Origin of the sequence: Helicobacter macacae MIT 99-5501 (genome assembly GCF_000507845.1) — a bacterium.
GTDB classification, from domain to species: Bacteria; Campylobacterota; Campylobacteria; order Campylobacterales; family Helicobacteraceae; genus Helicobacter_B; species Helicobacter_B macacae.
In genome coordinates, this window is sequence record NZ_KI669455.1 from 41,137 (window position 1) to 65,910 (window position 24,774).

Sequence of the window (24,774 nt, forward strand, 5' to 3'; positions counted from 1 at the left end):
CCAAAGCATAATTTGATTCTGCTTTGTGTTTTAGATTTTGCTAGCCACAAACTCTTTATATTTACTTACTTAATTCTTACCAATTTATTCATCACTCCATTTTAGCACTCCACTGCCTCGTTGCACGATTTTTCTTGCGTCATATAGCGTTTTACATTGCAGTTTGCCACCATAGAGTTTGCAGATTTCATTAAGGTATTCAAAACTTTTTTCATTATCTTTGCTTTGCAGTGCCTCTTTGTAGCCATTAAAGGACATATCAAATCTTAGCACTCGCTCATAGTGCGTTTGCTTGATTTTATCCTCTAAGAGTTGTCTATCTGCTATGATTTGCGGTAGCATTTTTTGACAAAGTGCCTCTATTTCCTCATATCGCTTTTTGCTTATCTCTGCTTGGGCAAAAACGCCAAATAGCGTATCAAGCCCAAAATCTATACTCCTACACATTGCCACCACAGCGATAGAGCCGATGATGATACTTAGCGCAGGTGCTAAAAAAGAAGCTATAAATGGCGTGATAATCGCGCTTAATTCCGCCTCAAGTTTTGTCTCAAGTCCTACTACACTTACGACAACGGCAGCAGAAAATAAGCCCTTTAGTATTACCTTTAGGCATTCTTGGAAATTAGCGGTTTTGCCTGTGATATAATCATATATGGCGTTATATATGGATTTTGCGGCGTTGCGTAGATTTGTCCAAATTAGCTTTAGCTTTCCAGCAATCGATTTAAAGATTTGTCCCAAAATCCACACGATTGCATCGATTGCTCCAAAGCCACCACCACGCACAAACGCGCCTTTTATCTTTTGTATCACGGCATTTATTAGCCTTTTTATTCGCGTCTCTATGCTTACGCTAGTGTCGCCACTAAAAGCATCTTTGATTTCATATATCGCGCCATTTGCTAGTGTGCTAAGTGCCATTACTACCGCTTCTGATAATCCAGCTTGAGCGATATGCCCTCCAGCTACTGCACCTTGAGCGATAAAAGCAGCTGTGCGTGGATTTTCACATATTAGGCGATTTGCTAGATTATTTGCTTCTAGCATTTCTAGTGCTTTTTGTGCTTTTGCTTTTTGTTGCTCATCTTTTGGATTTTCTATCATCTTTTTTAAATTTTCTTTATGCTTTTTGTAGTCATCAATGGGGCATTTTAGCGAATCATTATTTTCTAAATACCTATCTTGCAATAAATCCTTTGTATTTTGAATCACCTTTAATTGTTCTTTTTTGATGATATTGCCTTTGCTATCAATGGTTACGGTGTCGGTATTTGTGTGGTTTTTAAGCGATTTGACTTTGCCCTCTCGCGTGTCGCTTTGGATAAGTGCTTGTATAGATGGCGAATTAAAGTCCATATTTTTGACTTCATCGCCATAATTTGCCATTATAAAGTCAAATTTTGCCCTATCTTTTGGGTTTAGATTTTCGATTTTTTTACTACTTTTTTGTAGATTTTGCACTTTTTGAATCTCAAAAAGCGTATCGGTAGTATAGGTTTTCTCTCCATTATTAAAAAGCTCACTTTTTATATTTGACACACCAATATCTAGTTCCTCAAAATACTGCCCAAAGGCTTGTGGATTGTTTTTATGCTGATTATACACACGCATAGATTCATTGCTCGTTTTTACACTCGCACCATAAGCATCATAAGTATTTAGACTAAAGATATTTAGCCCAAATCGCGCCAAAGTTTGCGTCCCTATCTCATCGGTAATCTCTTTTATGATTCCCTCATATTGTAATGTTGCTGACATTTTTCCTCTCCTCCTTGTTTTTGCTTGAATCAAGGGCGTTTTTATGCCCTTGATTTTTGATTTAGCTATTTTTCGCCAAATTGCGCTTGTAATTCGTCCATTAGCTCTTTGGTTTTCTTTTGGTGTTTGATAATATCTTTGGTTATCGGGTCATCATCAAACAAAATAGGCGCGTTTATGATAGTTTGCGTTGCTTCTGCAAGCTGAATCATATCTTTGACGCTTTCTTGCTCATCCTTACTCCATTTTGCTACATCATCGCCCTTGCTTTTGTAGATATTTTCCACCAAATACATTGCTTCGCCAAAAGATTTATCAATTTTGCTCAATGCGACCTTGCTTTCATTTGCCCTATTATCGATTTGCACCCAAAGCATTTTTTCAGCATTTATACATTCACAAATTGCTTCAACCGCGCTATGGTAGCTCATTGCATCATATTTGTTGCTCTCCGCACATTTTGCCCACACTAGCGTGGCTACTGCGATGACAGGTGCAGCCACTATACCGCCAAGCACTGCCCTCCCACCAGCTACACCTAGCCCACCAGCAGCCAAAGAGCCACCACCTAGCCAAGCTAAAGTCGCATTTGTCGCAGCCACTCCGCCAAGTGCGCTTATCGCTGTGCCTGTAGAAGCTGTGGCTAATAAGCCCACCGCACCATACGCACCAAATCCAGCCATAGCCCCAGCCACTCCACCTCCTACGATTCCACCTAGCGTAGCTTCTAAATCTGTGATTTTTTGTCTAGATTCTTGCAAGGCTTTCAAGTCCAATCCTTGAAATACCTCACCCAAATCATTTTGCTTGCTAAGATTTAGTTTGTCTAAAAGCCTAAAATATCGTGGGAAAGTTTCCTCAATCACAGATTTTTTAAGCCTTCCAAACTCGGCAAAAACTTCCTCTGCCATTCCTTTGCACCTCTTATATGTGCGCTCGCTTGATTCGTATTCCTCTTTGGCTACCTCGTGCCAATACTTTGCATCTTGTGTATCTTGATATGCGTCATATCCCTTTTTCGCTCCAAATGCAGCACTGCCAGCTGCAGCAAGTCCTACTAATACAGGTATAAATGGTATTGCCATTTTTTACTCCTTTTTAAATTTTCATTCTAAAATTCTCATCAATGCCTAATTTTTCTTGCAACATATTGCAACATTTAGCATTTAGCCTATAAAACGCGCCCTTAGAATAAATGCTTGAAAAATACTTCTCAAACATTTCATCTACCCTACATATTGTGGGGCGATTCGCATAGATTTTGCACTCTTTTGTGTCTAAATCCAAATGCTTACACACCCCATTGCCTTTATCGCAATCTCTCAATTCCGCAATATGCGCGATATTTTGACAACACGCGCCACATTTCGTGCAATTAAAAGATTCGCCTAAATCATTTTGTTTATCCACCGCACCTCCCAAATCCAAAATCTCAAATCCAAAATCCTAAATCAATGTATTTCCCAAACACAATATTTTTCATTGATAAGGCATTTGGATTTCTTATCCTATCCCCCCCCCCCTGAATAAATAGTAAATAGATTTTCTTTTGAGTGCTAGTTCTGTGCTAAGATACAAGATTTATCTAAGAGATAAAACTACACTCCCCCAAAATCTCCAAAAACACAGGACGCAAATGCTACAAGTAAAAAATCTAAACGCTTCTTTTGGCGAGTTTGCGCTAAAAGATATTAGCTTTTCTCTAGCACATAGAGAGCGACTAGGGATACTCGGCGAGTCAGGCAGTGGCAAAAGCCTGCTATCTCAAGTCATACTAGGGCTAGCCACTCCTAGCAGGCTAAGCGGGGAAATCCTCTTTGAAAATCGCGTGATTTTAGGGGATTTGCGCGGGACAAATGTGGCTAGCACCGCAACAAATATTACAGCCAACACTGCAAATAATCTTGCTACAAATATTGCCACCAATCCCGCGCAATCAAGCTATGCCAAAGACTTGCCACACCTGCGAGGGCGACACATAGCCTATATCCCACAATCCCCCCTAAACGCGCTAAATCCACTGCATACGATACAAAAGCAGATTGGCGAAATGTTTGCCATACACAAAGAGTATGCCAAATCCGCAAAAGAGCGCGAGACTCTCATAGATGAAGCACTGCACAAAGTAGGGCTACCAAAGCAGCTAAAGTCTCGCTTCCCACACGAGCTAAGCGGGGGGCAAAGACAGCGCGCACTAATCGCTATGATGAGCGTGCTACGACCAAAGGTGCTTATCTGCGATGAGCCTACCACCGCGCTAGATGCGAGCTTGCAGAGGCAGATTTTGGACTTGCTTTTGGGATTTAGTGAGGTGGGGCTAGTGATGATTAGCCACGATTGGGGTGTGATGAGGCATTGTGTAGAGAATCTAATCGTAATGAAAGATGGACAAATCGTGCAAAAAGGCAAAATCAATGAGATAATGAAAAATGGAGCTAGCCAAAATCTGCGACAAAATCTAGCGACTAATCAAAATCTAGCTAACCAAAATCCAAACCCGCACCAAAATCACGCCTACACCGAACTACTACTAGAATCCCTGCATTTGCCTAGAAATACGCACACACCAAGCACAGAGGAGATACTCACACTGCGAGGGGTAGGCATAAGCTATGAAAAAAAGTCGTTTTTTTCGCACAAAAGCTCTACGCAGGCTTTGCGCGGAGTGGATTTGGTGCTGCATAGTGGCGAGTGCTTGGGCGTGATAGGGGAGAGTGGAAGCGGGAAATCTAGCCTTGCGCTAGGGATTTTGGGACTGATAGAGCATAGTGGCGAAATCGCACTAAAATCATCGCTTGGTAAATCTAGCGCGACAAACGAGACAAGCACGGCGAATTTGCCAAGCACGACAAGCGCGTTAAATATTGCAAATGTCAGCGCACAGATTTTGCCTCCCAAAAAGCGAGATAAGCACTTCACGCAATGCGTCCAAATCGTTTTCCAAGACGCCCTAAGTGCGCTAAATCCTAGATTTTGCGTGTTTGAGATTTTGCTAGAGGCACTAGAGGATTTGCCAAAAAGTGTTGGCAAAGGAAATGCTAGCAAAGCAAGCCCACGCAAAGATTGTGTGAACAAAGAGCAAGCCAAAAGCGCAAAGCTAGCAAAAATCACAGAGCTACTAAAAAGCGTGGGACTTAGCCCTAGCTTTCTTTATCGCTATCCAGAGAGCCTTAGCGGGGGGCAAGCACAGCGCGTATGTATCGCCCGCGCACTTGCAAAAAATCCAAAGATTTTGCTGCTAGATGAGCCTACAAGTGCGCTTGATAAAAGTGCGCAAAAAGAGATTTTGGAGCTACTTTTGGAGCTACAAAAAACTCTAGGACTTAGCTATATATTTATAAGCCACGATTTGGCTGTGATAGAGGCTATGTGCCATAGTGTCATCGTGCTAGCTGACTTAAACAAAGTGCTAGAATCTAACCAAGCAAATGTAGCTAAAAGTAGCGTGGCTATGGGCGGAGTAGTCATAGAGAGTGGGAGAGTAGATGAGGTGTTTGCTAGCCCAAAGCACACATACACAAAGTCCCTTTTGCAAGCACAGCTGTGAAATCCACTATCAAATCTCGCCACGAAATCCGCGACATAAAAATCTAAAAATTTGCTCTCAAACCTGCGCTATAAAAAACTTGCTACAAAATCTATTATTGAGATTTGTCCTTAAAATCTGTCATTTGAATTTTGCTGTGAAAAATTGCTATGAAATCCGCTTATGCAAAAAGCATTATAAGGGTTTTTGATTTTAAGCAGATTTTTTCATAGCGATATTAGAGTTTCCTAGCCCAAAAGTAAATCAACCACAAACAAAACAAGCCAAAACTGCCCACCAAAAGCGACAAAAATCAATGCAAATTTTGCCAAAAATCACAAAAATAAAAATCCACACATTCTGCAAATATCCTTATCTATGCTTGTTTGAGTAATTCTCATTATATGAAATATTTTAAGAATGATAACATTCTTAAATTTGTGCGATATTTTTGTGAAAAATGGAGTATTATTTCGGTTGTGCTTCTCACAATAAAAACTAGGAGTTTGTATGATGAAACCGCCAGAACCTTTACAAAATACTTCCAAAAACTGCCCACAAAATCTTTTGCAAAACATATCACACTTTTTCACAAATCCTCTTGCAAAACACCTTGCAAAACCTCTCACAAAATCCCTCACAAAAGATTGCAAAGCCCCTACAAAACCACTCCAAAATCATAAAAATCAAATATATTTTCGCAAAATTTTTAGTGTCAAAATTTTTAGCATAAAGCTATTTAGTGCTATCGTTTTTAGCGTGATTTTTAGCACCTCATTTGCTACCACCATTTCAGCTACCACTCCCGATGCAGATTCTCTCAATGCAGATTCTTTTATCCCCCCCCCCCCACAGATACAACCCCTACTAGCCCCACTCCCACCACTCACATAGAAGAAAAAGTGCTAGATAAAGTCATAGCACACGGCTACAAAGATAGAGAATACAGCTCAAGTGCGGGCAAAGTCGATAGGAGAATGCTAGAGTCTGCCCCTAGTGGGAATGGCGACATAGTCTCCGCGCTAAAAGTCCTGCCAAATGTCCAAAGCAATAGTGCTTCTAGCACTTCAAAAACTCCCGGTGAGATTAGCCCTGCAAATCTTTCTATAAGTGGTGGACTGCCTTATCAAAACAATTTTTTGCTAGACGGATTTGAGATAAATAATGACATAGACCCCGCAGGCTCAAGCTCCAATACACAGCCTAGACAAAGAAGCGCACTCTCTCAAGGGCTAAATGTCGATACAAGCCTACTAGAATCTATCCAAGTTCTAGATAGCAATGTAAGTGCTGCTTATGGTAGGTTTAGCGGTGGGGTGGTGGAGGCAAATATCCGCAAACCTCGCACAGACAAAGGAATCACAAAGGGTTGGCACGCAAATCTATCTTGGGCTTACACTTCAAGCGCTATGACAAAATACTATGAGCTAGAATCTAGCGCGTTAGCCGAGCTTTCAAACTCAAGCAACGAAAACTATCAACCAAATTTTTACAAACACCTTGTGAGAGCAAGTTTGGAGGGATATATAACCAAAAATCTAGGACTAATCGCTAGCTACTCTACCGTGCGCTCGATTATCCCACTTCAAAGTTATAGCAACGGCACAAGCGAGCAAAAACAAGACCAAAAACGCATAAGTGATAACTACTACTTCAAGCTAAACTACAACCCCACACAAAATCTAACACTAGAATACAACTTTGGCTTTATGCCACAGGATAATACCTACTTCACACCAAATTTTAAAAATTCTCGCTACACAATGAGGCAGGGCGGAATCCAGACAGGACTAAAAGCCTTGTATCAAACAAGTATCGGGTTATCAAGCAACACGCTTAGCTACTCTAGGCTAGAAAATTCTAGGCTTAGTGATGCAAACTACTACACGATGATAAATGGCAGTGAGGGGCAATACGGCTCGGTAAATCAAACACAAAACAATATCAATCTAAAAACAGATTTTCTTTTTTCTCCACTTACGCTAAAAATCTTTACTCAAAATTTTCGCACAGGATTAGAGCTAATCTACCAAGACGCCACAAGAAATAGAATAGAGGATTCTTATATGTATATTTATGGAGGCACACCACAAGCTATTCCCACAGGCTCTTCGTGGAATGGCTTGCCTGATAGCTTTGGCTTTATCTCGGCAAATGCTACGCAGTTTTATCACACGATGGGGATTATCAAAGCAGGCAAAACCAGCTTTGATACTTTCACTTATGGAATCTATGCAGAAGATGATATGAGCTTTGATTTGGGTAGAGGAGGAGAGATAAAGATGAGATTTGGCTTAAGGCTTGATGGGGACAACTATATGAGCAAGCACAAACTAGCACCTAGATTTTCGCTTAGCTACATTGCACCCACACCAAAGGAGTGGCAAAACACCCTCACATTTGGGGCTAATCGCTACTATTCGCGCAATTTACTTGCGTATAGATTTTATTCAGACGCGCTAAACAATCGCAGAGCATATTATCGTTGCGCTGTGAATGACGCTTGGATAGAGCTAGGCTCTAGCACACCAAATTGTAACAACAGCTTAAATTATGGCAGCATTAGCAATGGAGTTGTAAAAACGGGCAATAGATTGCGTGATTTGGAAGTGCCTTATGATGATGAGCTAATGGGTGGCATAAGCCAAAACCTAGGAATCTTTAGTGTAGGGTTTAAATACATTCACAGAGAGGGCAAAAACCAAATCACCACCTCTTCGCTTGCTAGCACGAGTGAGTATTGGGGAAGCACTTATATGTGGGGAAATGACGGGCAAAGCAAAAGCGATATTATCAGCTTTATATTGCAAAATACTACGCCTTTACCCACTTGGAGAGTAAAGCATTTTTATCTTTTTGCACTTGATTGGAACAAACTTAAGCGCAATTTCAACACCCATAGCGCGGACTATGATTTGGGTGATAATATCGTATATAACGGCGTTTTTACCACTTATGAGAATATGCCTGCCCAAAAATACAATCAACCAATAACGCTAAAACTTAGCACCACGCATACGCTTAAGCTATCTCGCACAAAATGGCTGTGGAATAACTTTTTTAGCTGGCGCGGGAAATATCAAAGAATTGTGCTAGATAGATTAAGCACAGGCACTTGCAGTGCTACTAATACAAGTGGTTGCTACCAATTTAGTGATAAAACACTCGGAAATATATTTAATTGGGATATGCGGCTAGGGCTTGAAGTGGATTTATACAAAGGACAGACACTATATGTGAATTTTGATATTTACAATGTGCTAGATAGTAAAAATCTAGTAACGCTAAGTGGTGAAGATGGCGTGCTACTCTATGGCGTGCCTAGCAATGCAGCTGTGCTAGGATACTCTCTTGGCAGGCAGTTTTGGACACAAGTGGGGTATAAGTTTTAGCTACTTAGAATCCAAGCCAACGCCACAAAATCACAGCAACAAAACACAACAAAAAGGAGAACAAATGAAAAAGCCTACACTAAAGTTTCTAAGCAAACTCACACAAAAACTAACACAAAGCTACGCAAAGAAAAAATTTGCACGACAAAATCTTATGCAAAATATTGCCCAAAATCTCGCACAAAGAATTAGACACAGCGCACTAGCCAAACTATCCTGCATAGCACTTGGGCTAGGTGCGCTTGCCCTCACTATGCAAGGCAATGCTAAAGGAAATCTAGCCAAATATCGCCTAGCTTATGCAAAGCCTATCAGTCAATGGAGCAAGCCCACACTAGATAAAAGTGTGCTAGATGAGTGGGAGGAGTTTGCCCCCCTGCCACTTCACGCGCCATTTCCTGCGGACAATCCCTACTCCCACGCCAAAAAAAATCTAGGCGAAAAGCTATTTAACGACACAAGATTATCAAAAAGCGGGCAGTTCTCTTGCGCTAGCTGTCATCACAAAGAGCTAGGCTTTGGCGATGGACTTCCTTACTCTTATGGGCACGATGGGCAAATAGGACGCAGAAATGCACCAAACATACAAATGAGCGGGTTTTTCCCACTGCTGTTTTGGGACGGCAGAGCGCAAGGGCTAGAAGCCCAAGCCATATTTCCATTAAGCGACCCTGTGGAAATGGCAAACACCACACAAAACGCCACAAAATCCATACAAAAAGCACAAGAATACTACGCGCTATTTGTAGCTGCATTTGGTGATGAGGAGAGCAAAAAGCTATGGGCAAAGCACTATCCGCAAGTCTTTAGGCAAGCTATGGGCGATGAGTATGAAAGGTTTGTAAGGGAGCATTTGCAAGAGGATTTTGGCAAAGACGGATTTGATAGTCTAGACTCTAGTGTGCCTAGCACACTTCAAAAAGACTCCACCCAAGCAATGCCAAAGACGACAAAACAAGGCAAGCAAATGCCAAAAAGCACAGATGACACACATAGCAAGCTATCTTCCCTCCCACCGCTTAAGCGCGAGGAAGTCAAATCCCAAGCAAGCGCGGTTTTTGGCAACAAAGCATTTCACACACTGCTAAAAGATACGCTACCAAAAGGCACGCAAGCAAAGCAAGCCCTTGCCACCAAAAACCCCCTGCCAAAAAGTGAGATAGCCAAAGCAAAAAAGCTAATTACCATAGAAAATATCACAAAAGCTATCGCTACTTATGAGCGCACGCTAGTCCCGCAAAACACGCGGTTTAATCGCTTCCTAAAAGGCGAGTATAGTGCATTAAGCGATAAAGAGATTTTCGGGCTAGATGTGTTTCGCAACAAGGGCGAATGTATGAACTGCCACTACGGCGCAACCCTAAGTGATAAAAAGTTTCACAATATCGGTGTGGCGTTTTATGGACGAGGTTTGCAGGATTTGGGGCGATATGAGGTAAGCAAAAATCCTAGCGATTCTGGGAAGTTTCGCACGCCAAGCCTTATCAATGTCGGCAAAAGCGCACCCTATCTACATAATGGAATCTCGCCAAATCTAGTCGGGCTTATCCACCTCTATGACGCAGCATTTCCTTTTGCTGATACAAAGCGATTTTCTATCGGCTATGATACAAGCACAGACACACTCGCACCCAAGCTAGACCCACTTATACGCGAGCTAAATTTAAGTGTGGAGGAGATAGAAGCACTAGAAGCGTTTTTGCTAACACTTTGATAAAAAGTCGCCCAAAGCAAGCATAAACAAAAAATAGAAAATATCGCAACACAAAGTGGAGGGTGCAAAATTTAGATTTTGGATAAATCTAATGATTCAAGTAAAAAGCATAAAAATAAGTAAATTTTGCTACTTATGGTGCTAAAATATTGCCAAATCTGCTAAATCTTTGGGGCAAATCCAAAAAAGCAAATCCCAAAAATCAAAAAGCAACTTTAAAAAGCTAAAGAAAAAGCTCAAGGGGAAAGGCAATAAAGGCAATGACAGCAGAGATAGCAAAGTCTTTTTGCAAAATATGCACTATCACTTTAGTATTTGCCACTCTAGCTGGCACAGAGCTACTAGCCAAAAGGCAATCCCCCACCCCTGCAAAAAAATCTAGCAAAGATTCAAAAGCAAGTGTCCCTGCAAATAGAGCCACAAGAGCCCCACGAGTAGACAGCCCCACGCGCACTAGCCAAGCACAAAGCACAAAGCCCACACAAGCCCTAAAGCCACACGCAGGATTTGTTGGTGTCGAGCTAGGGGTGAGCGCGTATAGGCAAGATAACAAAATCACGCTAACAAGCTCTGATAGTAGCGTAAACTTCGAGGACTACCGATATAGTCGCAACACACTGGGCACAAATGTCGGCATACTAAGCGGATATAGAGGGTTTTTTGCTTCGTGGTTTGGACTAAGGGCTTATGCAAATCTCAACTACACACAAACAATGGATAGCAACTCTTTTTATATCATAAACTACCGAACCAATCCTCCCACTATCACAAATCTAAGCTATGACTACTCGCTATCGGTGCTAAACTATGGTGCAAATTTGGACTTACTTTTCAATGTCCTAACAATCAAAGAATCTAAGCTAGGGATTTTCGCAGGTGGTGGCATAGGGGGCAATACTATCTTTACCAACAAAGCCATAGTTTCCGCAAAGAAAAATATGGGCATAGACAAAGATGCGCTATATGATGAGATAAAAGACGGGGCTTTCACAGGACTTGATGCGTGGGTAAATTGCGGTTTTATGGAATATTTCTAAAAAGTCATAGCATAGAAGTGCTTGCAAAAATACCTTTTATCCCACTGCAAGCACACAGCTCCACAAGGACAACGCCCGGAATCCAAAACAGAACCATACACTTCACAAACACTTGGAATGTCAATGTCCGCTATGTATTTGCATTTTGATTTTTTGCCTTGCTTGTCATTTGTGTTGTATGCTTTGTGGATTTAGACAAGGCATAAAAGAGCTTATTTTGCTTTCATTTTTGCCAAACTTTCCCCTAAAATTCCCGCCCAATTTTGCCAAATTTTTTCAAATTTCTCAAAATTTTTCATTTTCACTTCACAAATTTCATTTACCAAAGTAAAAATTATCGATATGTTCCGCAAACTTGGGAATCTAAGGGCGATATTTCTATCTTTATGAAGCACAAAAATCGTGCAAAATATTCTCCAAACAAAACTTACAAAAATCTAACTTTTTGCAAAATCACACCTACGCATTCCCATAAAAGCGAATCTCTCTCATTATGATATTCATTTTGGGAGTGTAGTGAGAATTAAGCGCAGTTTTATTTTAAATGATTATAATGCGCGAGTTTTATCTAGCACTAGCAAATAAAACTTAAAAAATTTATTTAAGATAAGGAGCATTTATGAACGAAGTAACATTACCAATCCAAAATCCTAGCAAGACTAGAGGAAAGTCTAGAGAAAAGAGAATCTCTAGCAAAGCATTTGCATTCACACTAAGCCTTAGCCTAGCTACTTCCCTCGCTCTAGCTGATAACGAGAGAGAGAGAGAGAGAGTAACTCCCGCGCAACAAACTGCTAAAGATTCTGCTTTAAATTCTACCCACCCCCTAGCCCCCTCCGCACAGGGAGGGGGGACAAAGATAGATTCCTCCGCACAGGGAGGGGGGACAGAATCTAGCACAGATTCAAATTCTAGCAAAGAATCCAACTCAAATTCTAGCCTAGATTCTACTCAAAATCCTGCCAACTCAACCTCACAACATAGTAGCCTAACAGCACAAGACAAACAATACGACACTCTAGAAGCAAAGCAGTTGCAAAAAGTATCTGTAACCGTCTCTACCGCTTCAGGAAGTGAAAAAAATATCGTAACCGCGCCAGCTAGCGTAACGGTCATCACCAAAGAGGAGCTAGAGCAAAAGCCCTATCGCGATTTGGGTGAAGCACTAAAAGAAGTGCCCGGCGTAAGTCTAGAATCCACCAGCAACAAGCTCGGCGCAAGCGCGATTAGCATTCGTGGTATGCCTGCAGGATACACACTTTATCTACTTGATGATTTGCGACAAAATCCAAGCGGTGATGTCGCCACAGCAAATCTAGGCACAGGCGTGTATAACACATTTATGCCACCTACTAGCGCGATTGAGCGCATCGAAGTTATCCGCGGTCCTATGAGCACGCTTTATGGCTCTGATGCACTAGGAGGGGTGGTAAATGTCATCACAAAGCCTATCACGCACAAATGGAGTGGCTCGCTTCAATCAACCGCGATAATCCCAGAATCTAGCACCTTTGGCAACACTTATCAAAACTCCCTATACCTCACAGGTCCTCTAAGCAACAAATGGGGGCTTACCCTGCGGGCTAGGCAGCTCACACGAGAAGCAAGCAAAAAGCCAAAAGATGACAGAGGCAATGTGGTAAATACATTTTTTGGCACGCAATATGTGATGTTTAATGTCGGTGGGAGGGTAAGCTATGTGCCAAGTGATAAAAACACATTTTTTGTAGATTTGGACTACTCAAAATCCACTTATGACAATCAAAAAGCACAAATCGGCACACTAGGTGCAAATGGCCCCACAAACGGCAACTACACAGGTGGCTATGAGGAATGGCTAGGAGTAAATAAACTTGGTGCTTCTTTTGCCCACAAGGGCAACTACTCTTATGGCTCGTGGAAAAACTCTATCCAATTTATCCGCACAAACAATACAGGACGCCTTGTCGTAGGCTCTAGCTCAAATCCAAATGTAACCAAAAATCGCGGAATCGCAAGTAATGATGTCATAGTAGACTCTAGGCTTTTAGCACCGCTTTTTGAAAACACTTTACTAGGCTCAAACTATCTCAATGTCGGAGCAGAATACCGCTTTGAAAACTACCACGATTTAGCCGCTACCCCTGCAAGCCATAATCGCAATACTTTCGCACTATTTGCCGAAGATGAGTGGAATATATGGCGCGGACTTACCCTAACTCTTGGCGCACGCTACAACTTCAACGATAAATTTGGACACAATGTAAGCCCTAGAGGCTATATCGTCTATGAGATTCTCAAAGGCTGGGCGATAAAAGGCGGTGTAGCCACAGGCTATAAAGCCCCTTATGCAAATCAAACTATCGATGCAGTTTATGGCTATGGTAGGCAGGGTGCATTGCCCTTTATCGGCAACCCTAATCTAAAAGAAGAAACTTCGATAAACTACGAGATAGGCACTGTGTTTGACAACAAATATGCTAATTTCTCGGTAATGTATTTTTACTCAAATTTCCGCGATAAGATAGAATCTCAAAGTGTAACTAGCACAAACTCGAGCGCGTGTGCTGCCTCTGGGGCGACAAACGGTTGTAGCAGGGCATACAATGCCGATAGTGCATACTCACAGGGCGTAGAGCTAAGCGCAAGCCTAAAGCCACTCTATGGATTTAGCGCGGATATAAGCTACACTTATATTGATTCACAGATTACTTCAGGTAGCAACAAGGGCAATCCGCTTAGCACTACTGCTAGAAACAATCTCTTAGGCAAAATCGCTTATCAATACGCTAGATTCAACGCCTTTTTGCAAGCGCATTTCCGTGAGGGCATAGTAAATACAACTGCGCTAGGCAATGGCACACAAGAAATCGCACTTAGAGGGTTACTTGGTGGAATCTACTACAAACCATCTGTGGTGCTTAATCTAGGACTTGGCTACAAAATCACCGATAACATTCGCATAAACGCAGGCGTGTATAATCTACTAAATACAAATTTCGCAGACTTTAGAAGCTATACTTACAATGGCACAAACGGAAGCGTAAATGCCAATGTAAACTACTATGGTCCCGTAATCCAAGAGGGCAGAAGATATTTTGTAACTTTGGCTTTGGATTTTTAAGAATTTATGTTTTTTAAGTGCTTATAAAGATAAGTGGTGGAGTTGTCTTTCCCCTCTTATCTCTCATATTTTTTTATTTTCTCATCGAGTTTGCTACTACTAGAAGAGATGAGAGGCTCATACTTAGTGCTGCTACAAGTGGGATAACAAACCCACAAAGTGCAAGCGGAATCAACAAGGCATTATACACGAGGCTTATTACTAGATTTTGCTTTATGCGAGAGTATGTGCGCGTAGCTATGCTAAATGCCCTGCCTACTCCCTCTAGGCTATCATCTAGCACGACTACATCGCCCTGTGCGATAGCCATAGCAGAGCCAGCTCCCATAGCTATGCCTACTTCCGCGCTTTGCAGTGCCAAAATATCATTTAGCCCATCGCCTATCATCACAGCATTTTTGTGCGAGCGGATAATCTCTAGCTTATCTTTAGGTAGCAATGCACCTTTGTAGCTCTCTATCCCTAGCTCTTTTGCGATAGATTCTACCACACACTGCCTATCCCCGCTTATGAGTAGGACTTCTTTGCCCGCTTTTTTTAGACTTGCTACAAGCTCTTTTGCGCCATTTTTTAGGCTATCTTGGAGAAGGTAGAGAGAGTGGAATTGTGGTAGCGTTTTTGTAGATTTTGCTTCATTGATATGCTCATTAGATTTTGCCTCATTGCTTGACTTGTCTTTTTGGTGGGTTTCTATGGCTTCTACTTCGTTCGTGATTTTCACAATTTCTATTGCGTAGGCAAAGATACTCATTTGTGGGTAGTTTTGTGCGATTTTGCTAGCTTCATTTGTATCTACACCTTGAGATTGTAGGTATTCTAGACTGCCACCTAGCAAGCGCACTTTGCCTTGCTTGTCCTCATAGATTCCATAGATTCCGCGCTGTGAGGTTTGCTTGGCTTCTTTTAGATTTTTGCTAATCTCGTTTTTGCGCAGGTTTTTTAGCTCTAGAAAGTCTTTGAGTGCCAAAGCGATAGGGTGAGTAAAATGACTTAGAAAATCTACTAGCAGATTTTTGCTAAAATCCTCTCTAGTGTCAAAATCAAACACCTTTTTCACAGATAGCTTGCCTTGAGTGAGCGTGCCTGTTTTGTCAAATAGCACCACCTCACACTTTGCCAATGTCTCTAAAAATCTCGCTTGCTTAAATAGCACTCCCTCTCTAAACCCGCGTGAAATCCCCACCACACTAGCGATAGGCGTAGCCAAAGCCAAAGCACAAGGACAAGAAATCACTATGACAGAAATGGCGATGATTAGGGCTTTTTGCGCGTCTGCATATTCCCACCAAAACAAAAACCCGCACAGCGCGATAAATAGCACCACGCGTGAGAAATGCTTAGATAGCGCGTTTGCTAGATTTTGAATCTTTGGCTTTGATTCTAGGCTTTCTTCAAGTAGCTTTATGATATTGCTCATCGTAGAATCCGCATAAGTCTTTTGCACCGCATAGCAAAAGCTCTCACACGCAATCGAGCCAGATAGCACCTCATCTCCACGCACTTTTTGCACAGGCTCACTCTCCCCACTTAGTGAGCGCGTATCAATGCTTCCTTGAGTTAGCACTACTCCATCGCAAGGTAGCATTTCCCCCTCACGAATATGGACAATATCATCTTTTGCTAGCTCTTTGCTATCCTTTGGGAGGAGTAAAATCTCGCCATTTTCGCCATTTGACTCCACTAGCACGGCAGAGGGCAATATATGCTGAAGTTTATCTAGGCTATCGCCTGCCAAAGCCCTAGCACGAATCTCCAAAAACTTCCCACTAAAGACAAAAAGCACAATCATCGCCACACTTTCAAAATAAGGCTCTCCCACTCCAGCAAAGCTCGCATACACCGAGTAAGCAAAGGTAAGGCTAGCCCCAAACGCCACCAAAAAATCCATACCCACATAGCCCTGCTTCACTCCATAGTAAGCCCCCACAAAAAACACCCTCCCTGTGAAAAATAGCACAGGTGTAGCAAGCAAGCAAGAGATGAGGTTTAGCACGGATTTCATATCCGCGCTCATTCCTTTGAAATACCCTGCGTATTGGGCTATTGCCACCATCATTATACTCATCGTGCAAAACACACCCACCACGAAGCTAGTGAAGTAGGATTTGCTCTCTTTTGTGAGGAGGTTTTCTTGCGTGCTTGGGTCATAGATATGCGCTTCATAGCCGATAGAGGAGATGAGAGAAAAGATAGCTGATAGCTTTATAGCTCGCGGGTCAAATACGATTTTGGCTTTGTTGTTTGTGTAGTTGATATTTGCGCTTATGATTCCTTGCTGCTTTTGTAGTGCGGCTTCGTTTAGCCACACGCACGCTGCGCAGTGGATTCCCTCAATGATTAGGTTGGCTTCTAGCAGGGGGGAATCGCGCTGATTATTTACTTGTCGATTGTGTGCTTGATTGCTTTTTTGCTTTGGTGCATTTTTGATTTTTGTGGTGTGCTTTTCTAAAAACCCATCATCATCTAAGTAGCTAAATCTTGAGGTTGTAGAGATTATGGAGTTTGCTTGCTTTGCGCTAGATTTTTCCACAGGAGAGAGAGTATTGCCCCCAAGCCTGTCATAAAACCCCCCCAAGCCACTTTGCTTCAAAAGCATATACACAGCCTCACAGCCATTACAGCAAAAATACAGCTCACTAGAATCCTCTATGACTTTTTTTAGCTGTGCTTTGTCATATTCTAGCTGGCAATGCGAGCATTTGGCTTTTTGGCTCATTTGGTTGATTCTTTGTGGCGTTTATACGCAAGGTAAGATTTACAAAAGCACTAGCACTAGCAAGCTATAAAGTGTCTTGTTTTTGTAAGTAGGCAGTATGTTCGGTGTGCTTACCCTCCTAAATGGTGAAGCGCAAAAAAAACTAAGCAAAAATCCCAAAATCCCCCCGCATATCACTTGCAAAATCGTATGCTTCTCTAGCAATATACGCGACTCGCCCACCGCAGCAGCTAGGACAAAAGCAGGAATCCCTAGCTTTGCCCCATATCGCTTGGCTACAAACCCTACCGCTGCAAACGCACTAGCAGTATGCCCACTAGGGAATGCTTCATAAGATTCGCTTGTGGGGCGTTTGGCAAAGGATAATGTGTCTTTGGCATAGGGAGAGGCAAAGTATAGAGAGTATTTCACTGCATAGGTAGCCCCCACCACCGCTATGTAGCCAAGTGCTTGCTGTCTAAGCCCTATGAAGTCTTTGATGATGAGCGTGTAGCCCAAAGTAAGTGCTGGGAAAAAATGCGCAGAATTTGAAAAAAGGCTCATATATTCTCTAGGGATATAGCCAAAAAAGCGAGTGTCTTTTTTGTCGCTCTTTGCTTCACTTGCTTCATTTTCTTGTTTTTGGAGTTGTGTTTGTGCTTGAGCGAAATTCTCTTGCAAAGAATCTTTTTGTAGAAAATCTTTTTGTGCATCGGTTTTTAAGGATTCTTGCGAGATTAAGCTAGACTGCGCGGGAGATTTTGGGTGCGGATTTTGCATAGATTGACTTTGCTGATTTGCTTGCAGGTTTGCATAAGAGGGCTGATAAATCGCACACATTAGAGCTACAAATAGGGCTACAAAAACTAGCGATATTGCCTTTTTGGATTTTGTGGTGTTTTTGGTTTTTTGTGCCTTAGCTGTGCTAGATTGTGCGTGTCGCATTTATTTGCCCCTTTATTTGATTTGTCGCAAAGCCAAAATAGCAAAATCGCTTTTTACTTGCTTTTTGCGGATTTTACTCTCTCAAAAAATAAACGCGTAATTATACAAAATCAAAATATATAATCAATACAAGCCTAGCCACAAAATAGCGCAAAAATAAAAATAGTTGTATATGCAACTATTTTTGAATCTAGTTTGCATATTTTTGTTATAATCCCACGCGTTTGTTTCTGCGCGTTTATTTCTGCGTTTTTGCCTTGCAAAGTTTGTTTGCCAAAGCCTAGTTTGCAAAAATTCATTTTACAAAGGTTTTTGCGGTTTTGTTCGCGCACTTGCAAATTCTTTGCTTGACAAAAACCATTTGTGAAATTGTCTGTGAAGTTGTCCGCGCTTCTTAAGGTGCGGATATAGTTTTAAGTTCTTAATTTTTAAGGAGAATCTATGCCTTTATACAACCATACATACGGACACATATACAATCCTGCAAAATCCCTAAAACCCACTTTTTTGCGCTTGTTGCGCACATTATCGGGTGTGTTTATCATTTTTGCTTTGGCAGTGTTTTTTGCTAGCTGTGGCGATAGTGGCAAAAACGCCCAAAGAGGCGCACTTCCTGTCAGCACCATAGAGATAGCCCAAGCAAATATCCCACTAGAGTTTGAATACCCAGCAAGGCTAAAAAGCGTGCAAAGTGCCGATGTCTATGCGCGAGTAGAGGGAATCTTGCTTAGCCAGAATTTCAAAGAGGGAGACATAGTCCTAGAGGGACAGCCACTTTTCCAAATCGACCCCAAACGCTATCAAGCACGCGTAACAATGGCAAGGGCGCAGTATGATTCTGCCAAAGCAAATCTAGACAAAGCAAAGCGTGATTGGGAGCGCACAGAAGCCCTCTATAAGCAGGGCGCACTTACCATAGATACTTATGACAATGCCCTTTATAACTACCAATCAGCCAAAGCAAATGTGGATAATACCAAAGCAAGCCTAGATGACGCACTAATAGACTTAGGCTACACAAAGGTAGTAGCTAGCTTCACAGGTAGAATCGGTATGCGCAGGCACGACATAGGCGCACTTGTAGGCGCACAAGGTAGCAATGTCTTATCCACCCTCACACAGCTAACGCCCATTTATGCGGAGTTTTCAATCCCTAGCAACGATTTTTACTACATACGCGATTTGGAAAAAACCAACATAATCGCTCAAGTGATTTTGGGCAATGATAAACTTTATGATACGCTTGGCTCGCTAAATTTTGTTGATTCTGTGATAGACCAAAATACTTCATCAGTCAAGGCTAGAGCGATTTTTGAAAACGAGAAATACACGCTTGTGCCAAATGAATTTGTGCGCGTAAAGCTAGAGGGCTTTGAAGCAAAAAATGCCATAGCGATACCACAAAACGCGCTACTTCAAGACTCGCAAGGAAGCTATGTCTATGTGATAAAAGAGGGCAAAGCCCAAATTGAGCGAGTAACTCTTGGCAAAATGCTAAAAAATGGCTTGGTGCTTATCATCAATGGACTAAAATCAAAAGACATAGTTGTTACAAGTGATTTGACAAAAATAAGTCAGGGAATGCCCCTAACCTCAAAAGGTAGCGCAAATCCACCACCAAAAACCACTCCAAAAGGGCAAAATCCAGCCACACCAAGCACCACCCAAAAATAAAGCAATAAATGCAAAAAGCGTAGCATAAGGCAAAATCTTTAGCTAGATTTACAATCTAGCTAAAGCAAAATCCAAAATGCCACAAAAGAAGTCAAAAATCCAAAATGTGCTTAAAACCCAAAAAACCAAAAAAATAAACCCAAAAATAACCTAAGGACGCCAAGATGTTTTCCAAATTTTTCATAAATCGTCCCGTGCTTGCTATGGTGATTTCTATCATCATCACGCTTGTGGGGATTGTGAGTATTTTTCGGCTAGGTGTGGAGGAGTATCCCCAGATTACGCCTGTGGAGGTGGTGGTATCAGCTACTTATAGCGGTGCTAGCGCGGAAGTGATAGCAAGCACGGTTGCAAGCGTGCTAGAAAACTCCATAAACGGCGTGGAGGGAATGCTCTATATGCGCTCCTCCTCGACTTCAAGCGGGACATTCTCTATCAATGTATCCTTTTCTAACGACACCGACCCCGATATGGCGACTATCAATGTCAATAACCGCGTCCAAGCAGTCCTAAGCCAGCTCCCCGAAGAAGTGCAACGACTAGGCGTAAATGTCCGCAAGCGCAGCTCTACCATACTTGCTGTATATACCGTGTATTCGGACAATCCCGCGCACGACCAGCTCTTTATCTACAACTACTCTGCGATAAACATTGTCGATGAGCTAAAGCGCGTAAGCGGTGTGGGCGATGCAAGCACATTTGGGGAGTCTGCTTATTCGATGAGGATTTGGCTTGATTTAGACAAACTCTCTCAAAACAACCTTACCCCCGCAGAAGTCGCCCAAGTCATAAGAGAGCAAAACGCCCAATTTGCCGTAGGGCAGTTTGGCGCAGAGCCGATGAAAAACAAAGTGGCTTTTACCTACTCTATCAACACGCAAGGGCGATTCCTAACCCCACAAGAATTTGGCAATATCATTATCCGCTCAAATTCTGATGGCTCTGCCCTGCGCGTGCGAGATGTAGCCACTATCGAGCTAGGGGCGAAATACTACGATGTCGATGCCAAGCTAAATGGCAAGACAGGCGAATCCTTTGGTGTGTTTTTACAGCCCGGGGCAAACGCGCTTGCTACTGCTGAAGCGGTAGAAAAAAAGCTCCAAGAGCTCTCCAAAAACTTCCCCGATGGCTTGCACTATGCCACAAGCTATGACACTACGAAGTTTGTCTCTATCTCTATCAAAGAGGTGGCAAAGACTTTCATAGAGGCTATCGCGCTTGTCATCATCATAATGTATTTTTTCTTGCAAAATTTCCGCGCGACTATTATCCCTGTGATTGCTATCCCTGTATCGATTATCGGGGCGTTTGGTGGGCTTTATGCACTTGGATTTTCGATAAATCTCCTCACTCTTTTTGGGCTGATTTTGGCAATCGGCATTGTCGTAGATGACGCTATCATCGTTATCGAGAATGTAGAGCGAATCTTGCACGACAAAAGCGAAAACTTGACTGTAAAAGAAGCCACGATAAAGGCTATGGGGGAAATGCAAAGCCCTGTGATTGCTATCGTGCTTGTGCTTTGCGCGGTGTTTATTCCTGTGGCGTTTATCGGCGGCTTTAGCGGGGAGATTTACAAGCAGTTTGCTATCACGATTGCCGTATCTGTCGTTATCTCTGGCTTTGTCGCACTCACGCTTACTCCCGCTCTTTGTGTCTCTATCCTAAAGAAAAAAGAGCCAACCCCTTTCCTTGCCGTGCGCAAATTTAACGAAGTCTTTGATAGGCTAACGCACAAGTTTGGGCAGACTATCGCATTTACTATGCGCCGCGCGGCTATGATGATAGCGATATTTGTGGCGATTTTGATAGCGACTTTTGGGCTTTTTAAGTCGCTTTCCACAGGACTTGTGCCAAGTGAAGACAAAGGCGATGTCATCTCCTCTGTGATGCTCCCACCCGCAAGCGCACTATGGCGCACAAACCAAGTGGCGCAAAAAGAGCTAGAGATTTTGCAAAACAATCCAAATGTGAATTCTGTGATGATGCTAGTGGGCTATGATATGCTCTCTTCAGCCGTGCGTAGCAATGTGATTACGACATTTATCAGCCTAAAGCCTTGGAGTGAGCGCAAAGGCAAGGGGCAGGATTCTTTTAGCGTGGCAGGTGCGCTTACAGGCGAGTTTAACTCCAAACTCGAAGCAAGTGGCTTTGTGATAAATCCGCCCGCAATAATGGGTATGGGGCTATCAGGGGGCTTTGAAGTCTATCTGCAAAATCGTGGAAACGGCGACATAAAAGAGCTACAAAGAAACGCTGATATACTTGTCGCTGAAGCACGCAAACGCCCCGAGCTAAACCCAATGTCTGTGCGAAGCTACCTAAACGCGAGCATTCCGCAATATTTCATAACCCTTGATAGAGAGAAAGCAAAAGCCTTTAATGTCAATATTAACGATGTTTTTACCACCTTGCAAAGCACATTTGGGAGCTACTATGTCAATGACTTTAACCTCTATGGACGCACCTACCAAGTCAAGCTCCAAGCCCAAAGCGAATTCCGCGAAAGCCCTGAAGACTTTAACCGCGTCTTTGTCAAATCAAGCGATGGCAATCTCGTGCCAATAAGTGCGCTCGTGGATTTTGAGCGAATCGTAAATACTGATATTATCGAGCGGTTTAATCTATTTCCCGCAGCAAAACTCACAGGAAGCCCAAATGAGGGCTACTCTAGCGGGGACGCGCTAAATGCCATAGAGGAAGTCGCAAGAGAAGTGCTATCTAGCGAATACACGATTGCACATTCTGGAATGAGCTACCAAGAGAAGGCAAACAGCGGGAGCTCTTATGTCGCATTTGGGCTAGGGCTTGTGTTTGTGTTTTTGATTCTTTGCGCACAATATGAGCGGTGGCTTATGCCACTAGCCGTGCTTACAGCTGTGCCTTTTGCGGTGTTTGGCGCGAGTGCGGCGGTGTTTGTGCGCGGGCTAGAAAACGACATTTACTTCCAAGTGGGGTTGGTTACACTCATCGCACTTAGTGCCAAAAACGCGATTCTTATCGTGGAGTTTGCCCAGCATTTGCGCGAGGAGAGCGGGTTTGGCATAATGGAGTCTGCCATAAAGGCGGCAAAACTGCGATTTCGCCCTATTGTGATGACTTCGCTTGCCTTTAGCATAGGCGTGCTTCCTCTAGCACTCTCAAGCGGTGCAGGTGCTGCCGCACGGCACGCTATCGGCACGGGAATCATCGGTGGTATGCTTGCTGCGACATTTATCGCTATATTTTTTATCCCGCTCTTTTGGAGCTTCATCGCTAAGCTAGGCGAGATTATAAAGACAAAGTTTGGGAGCAATTAAAATAGCTATGAATGCTTTAGTGCTAGATACTTACACCAATCCACTACAATGAGTGGACTCTAGCTAAAACAAGAATACCCAATCTTATGCGGTGGATGGGGTAAAGTAAAATCAGCAAATGCTTCTTAAGGAGCGTGAATGAGTAAGGACAAAAAACTTTGGGCTATGGACGCACAAGAGTTTGCAGAGTATGCAAAGACAGCAAGCAAGACTGAACTAGCAGAATACAAAAACGAGTTACCCCAATACATCGAGTATCTACAAGCAGAGTTGCGAAAGTATGAGGCAGAGCAAAAAGCACTCAAAGGCGCAAGCACTAGATTGGGACTACACCTAATTGAGCAACTATTAAGAAAAGCAAAAGGGGAAATTCCAGCACAAGACAATGCAGACAAAAACGCGCAATGGCGCAAAAATACTGACATAATCGCAGACAACACAAGCGTTGAAAAATTCTACGAGATTTTGGATGGCTTAAGCGATGATGAAATGAGCGAAGTCCTTGAAGATAACTGCTACGAAGAGTTGGAAGTGGAATGTTTGATTGAGGATGCACAAGATGACTTAAGACGCTTTAGAGAGCACGAGATGATTTTGGAGGAACTCGGCATATAGCTATAAAACAAAAATCTAGGACATTTTGCCTATTCTAGCAAAATCTACAAGCCTAGCCAAGATTTTTGGTTTGGCTACGCTGCTTGTTGCTTACTCCAAAAGCCAAACACTTCGGCAAAAACACTAGCAATGATTTGAAGCAAATCGCACCTTTTTGTCATTGTGAGGCGTGTGAGTAAGCACAACGAAGCAATCCAAAAAATAATATAGATTGCCACGCAAATTCGCTACGCTCATTTTCTCGCAATGACGAAAAAGTGGTGCGCAATGCAAAATCAACACACGATGACAAATCTTTCCACGCTTTTGCCAATGCAAAAGATACCCACCCCCAAACCCCCTCCGCAAAGGGAGGGGACTTCAAGAAGTTTCCCTATAAATAAAACTCTTTGTCATATTGAGGGCGTAGCCCGAAGTATCTCAAGTAGAATCTAATAGAGATATTTCGGTTTCTACGAAACCTAAATATAACAACGGATAAAAGCGTGGATTGCCACGAACGCTAAAGCGATTCTCGCAATGACGAAGTAGCGTGTGTATTGCCACGCAAGTTTCGCGTAGCAAAATCGTGGCAATCCACGCGTTTATCGCCATTGCGAGATTTTACTAAAGAAACTTCGGCTTCACCTTGTTTTCTAAAGAAACTGCACTACGCTTGTTTTGCCACGCCCATTTCATTTGCTCGCAATGACGAAAATCGCCATTTAAGAATTAGCAAAATATTTCAAAATCTCTCTTAAGCCGAAAAGCCCTTAAGCAAAACTTCAGCTTCATTTTTTAGTCTAGTTTTATCCCAAATCCATTCCCAAAATCTTACCAAACTCATAAAATCACCCCACCAAAAATCACAAAAACAGCAATTTTTGCAAAAATACGATTCCCAAACACGCGCAAAATAAGCACTTACACAGCAAGGGGGTTTTAGCCGCTTGTTAAATTCTCTTATGGTAAAATAAAGCCCGCGTCATACCTGCACTTAAATGCGTTTTAGCCGCTTGTTAAATTCTCTTATG

At 42.5% G+C, this 24,774-nt stretch carries 17 protein-coding genes; 12 read left to right on the top strand and 5 right to left on the bottom strand.

The window, feature by feature from the left end:
* Positions 1-84: 84 nt before the first annotated feature.
* The 3 genes from HMPREF2086_RS07700 to HMPREF2086_RS07710 all read right to left on the bottom strand — a co-directional run bounded on the left by HMPREF2086_RS07700 (position 85) and on the right by HMPREF2086_RS07710 (position 3,171).
* Positions 85-1,761 carry a phage tail family protein gene (locus HMPREF2086_RS07700; RefSeq protein ID WP_023928208.1) on the bottom strand — a complete coding sequence of 559 codons (1,677 nt, stop codon included), beginning with the start codon at positions 1,759-1,761 and terminating at the stop codon, positions 85-87.
* A 65-nt stretch (positions 1,762-1,826) separates the two neighbouring features.
* Complete coding sequence (locus tag HMPREF2086_RS07705; RefSeq protein ID WP_023928209.1) at positions 1,827-2,846, bottom strand: hypothetical protein; 1,020 nt, start codon at positions 2,844-2,846, stop codon at positions 1,827-1,829.
* Between the two features lie 13 nt (positions 2,847-2,859).
* On the bottom strand, positions 2,860-3,171 hold the full coding sequence (locus HMPREF2086_RS07710; protein ID WP_023928210.1) for a YkgJ family cysteine cluster protein: 312 nt from the start codon (positions 3,169-3,171) through the stop codon (positions 2,860-2,862).
* A gap of 226 nt (positions 3,172-3,397) precedes the next feature.
* Here HMPREF2086_RS07710 and HMPREF2086_RS07715 point away from each other — a divergent pair, with 226 nt between their 5' ends.
* From HMPREF2086_RS07715 to HMPREF2086_RS07745, 7 genes are all read left to right on the top strand, one after another.
* The gene (locus HMPREF2086_RS07715; protein WP_023928211.1) at positions 3,398-5,308 is read left to right on the top strand and encodes an ATP-binding cassette domain-containing protein; all 1,911 of its coding nucleotides are present in this window, start codon (positions 3,398-3,400) and stop codon (positions 5,306-5,308) included.
* Positions 5,309-5,797: 489 nt separating this feature from the next.
* The gene (locus HMPREF2086_RS07720; RefSeq protein ID WP_023928212.1) at positions 5,798-6,181 is read left to right on the top strand and encodes a hypothetical protein; all 384 of its coding nucleotides are present in this window, start codon (positions 5,798-5,800) and stop codon (positions 6,179-6,181) included.
* Between the two features lie 8 nt (positions 6,182-6,189).
* Positions 6,190-8,679, top strand: coding sequence for a TonB-dependent receptor plug domain-containing protein (locus HMPREF2086_RS07725; RefSeq protein ID WP_023928213.1), 2,490 nt, complete (start codon positions 6,190-6,192; stop codon positions 8,677-8,679).
* Between the two features lie 64 nt (positions 8,680-8,743).
* Positions 8,744-10,393 (top strand): cytochrome-c peroxidase, encoded by a 1,650-nt coding sequence (locus HMPREF2086_RS10960; RefSeq protein WP_023928214.1) that lies wholly within the window; start codon positions 8,744-8,746, stop codon positions 10,391-10,393.
* 260 nt (positions 10,394-10,653) lie between these two features.
* Complete coding sequence (locus tag HMPREF2086_RS07740) at positions 10,654-11,430, top strand: outer membrane beta-barrel protein (RefSeq protein WP_023928215.1); 777 nt, start codon at positions 10,654-10,656, stop codon at positions 11,428-11,430.
* Positions 11,397-11,579, top strand: coding sequence for a hypothetical protein (locus HMPREF2086_RS11665; protein WP_187367109.1), 183 nt, complete (start codon positions 11,397-11,399; stop codon positions 11,577-11,579). The genes HMPREF2086_RS07740 and HMPREF2086_RS11665 overlap by 34 nt, the downstream gene beginning before the upstream one ends.
* A gap of 470 nt (positions 11,580-12,049) precedes the next feature.
* The gene (locus tag HMPREF2086_RS07745) at positions 12,050-14,533 is read left to right on the top strand and encodes a TonB-dependent receptor domain-containing protein (protein ID WP_023928216.1); all 2,484 of its coding nucleotides are present in this window, start codon (positions 12,050-12,052) and stop codon (positions 14,531-14,533) included.
* A 73-nt stretch (positions 14,534-14,606) separates the two neighbouring features.
* Here the strand turns inward: HMPREF2086_RS07745 and HMPREF2086_RS07750 are convergent, their stop codons facing one another.
* Both HMPREF2086_RS07750 and HMPREF2086_RS10965 read right to left on the bottom strand, forming a co-directional pair.
* Complete coding sequence (locus HMPREF2086_RS07750; RefSeq protein WP_023928217.1) at positions 14,607-17,249, bottom strand: heavy metal translocating P-type ATPase; 2,643 nt, start codon at positions 17,247-17,249, stop codon at positions 14,607-14,609.
* A gap of 39 nt (positions 17,250-17,288) precedes the next feature.
* On the bottom strand, positions 17,289-18,173 hold the full coding sequence (locus HMPREF2086_RS10965; RefSeq protein WP_023928218.1) for a phosphatase PAP2 family protein: 885 nt from the start codon (positions 18,171-18,173) through the stop codon (positions 17,289-17,291).
* 441 nt (positions 18,174-18,614) lie between these two features.
* Between HMPREF2086_RS10965 and HMPREF2086_RS07765 the strand changes: the two genes are divergently transcribed.
* The 5 genes from HMPREF2086_RS07765 (at position 18,615) to HMPREF2086_RS11675 (ending at position 24,501) form a co-directional block, all read left to right on the top strand.
* Positions 18,615-19,847, top strand: coding sequence for an efflux RND transporter periplasmic adaptor subunit (locus tag HMPREF2086_RS07765; RefSeq protein ID WP_023928219.1), 1,233 nt, complete (start codon positions 18,615-18,617; stop codon positions 19,845-19,847).
* Positions 19,848-20,011: 164 nt separating this feature from the next.
* On the top strand, positions 20,012-23,146 hold the full coding sequence (locus HMPREF2086_RS07770; RefSeq protein WP_023928220.1) for an efflux RND transporter permease subunit: 3,135 nt from the start codon (positions 20,012-20,014) through the stop codon (positions 23,144-23,146).
* A 138-nt stretch (positions 23,147-23,284) separates the two neighbouring features.
* Positions 23,285-23,761 carry a hypothetical protein gene (locus HMPREF2086_RS07775; protein ID WP_023928221.1) on the top strand — a complete coding sequence of 159 codons (477 nt, stop codon included), beginning with the start codon at positions 23,285-23,287 and terminating at the stop codon, positions 23,759-23,761.
* 267 nt (positions 23,762-24,028) lie between these two features.
* The gene (locus tag HMPREF2086_RS11670; RefSeq protein WP_156921325.1) at positions 24,029-24,196 is read left to right on the top strand and encodes a hypothetical protein; all 168 of its coding nucleotides are present in this window, start codon (positions 24,029-24,031) and stop codon (positions 24,194-24,196) included.
* Positions 24,197-24,300: 104 nt separating this feature from the next.
* Positions 24,301-24,501: a hypothetical protein gene (locus tag HMPREF2086_RS11675; protein WP_148374511.1), complete on the top strand. Its 201-nt coding sequence runs from the start codon at positions 24,301-24,303 to the stop codon at positions 24,499-24,501.
* The last annotated feature ends 273 nt before the right edge of the window (positions 24,502-24,774 follow it).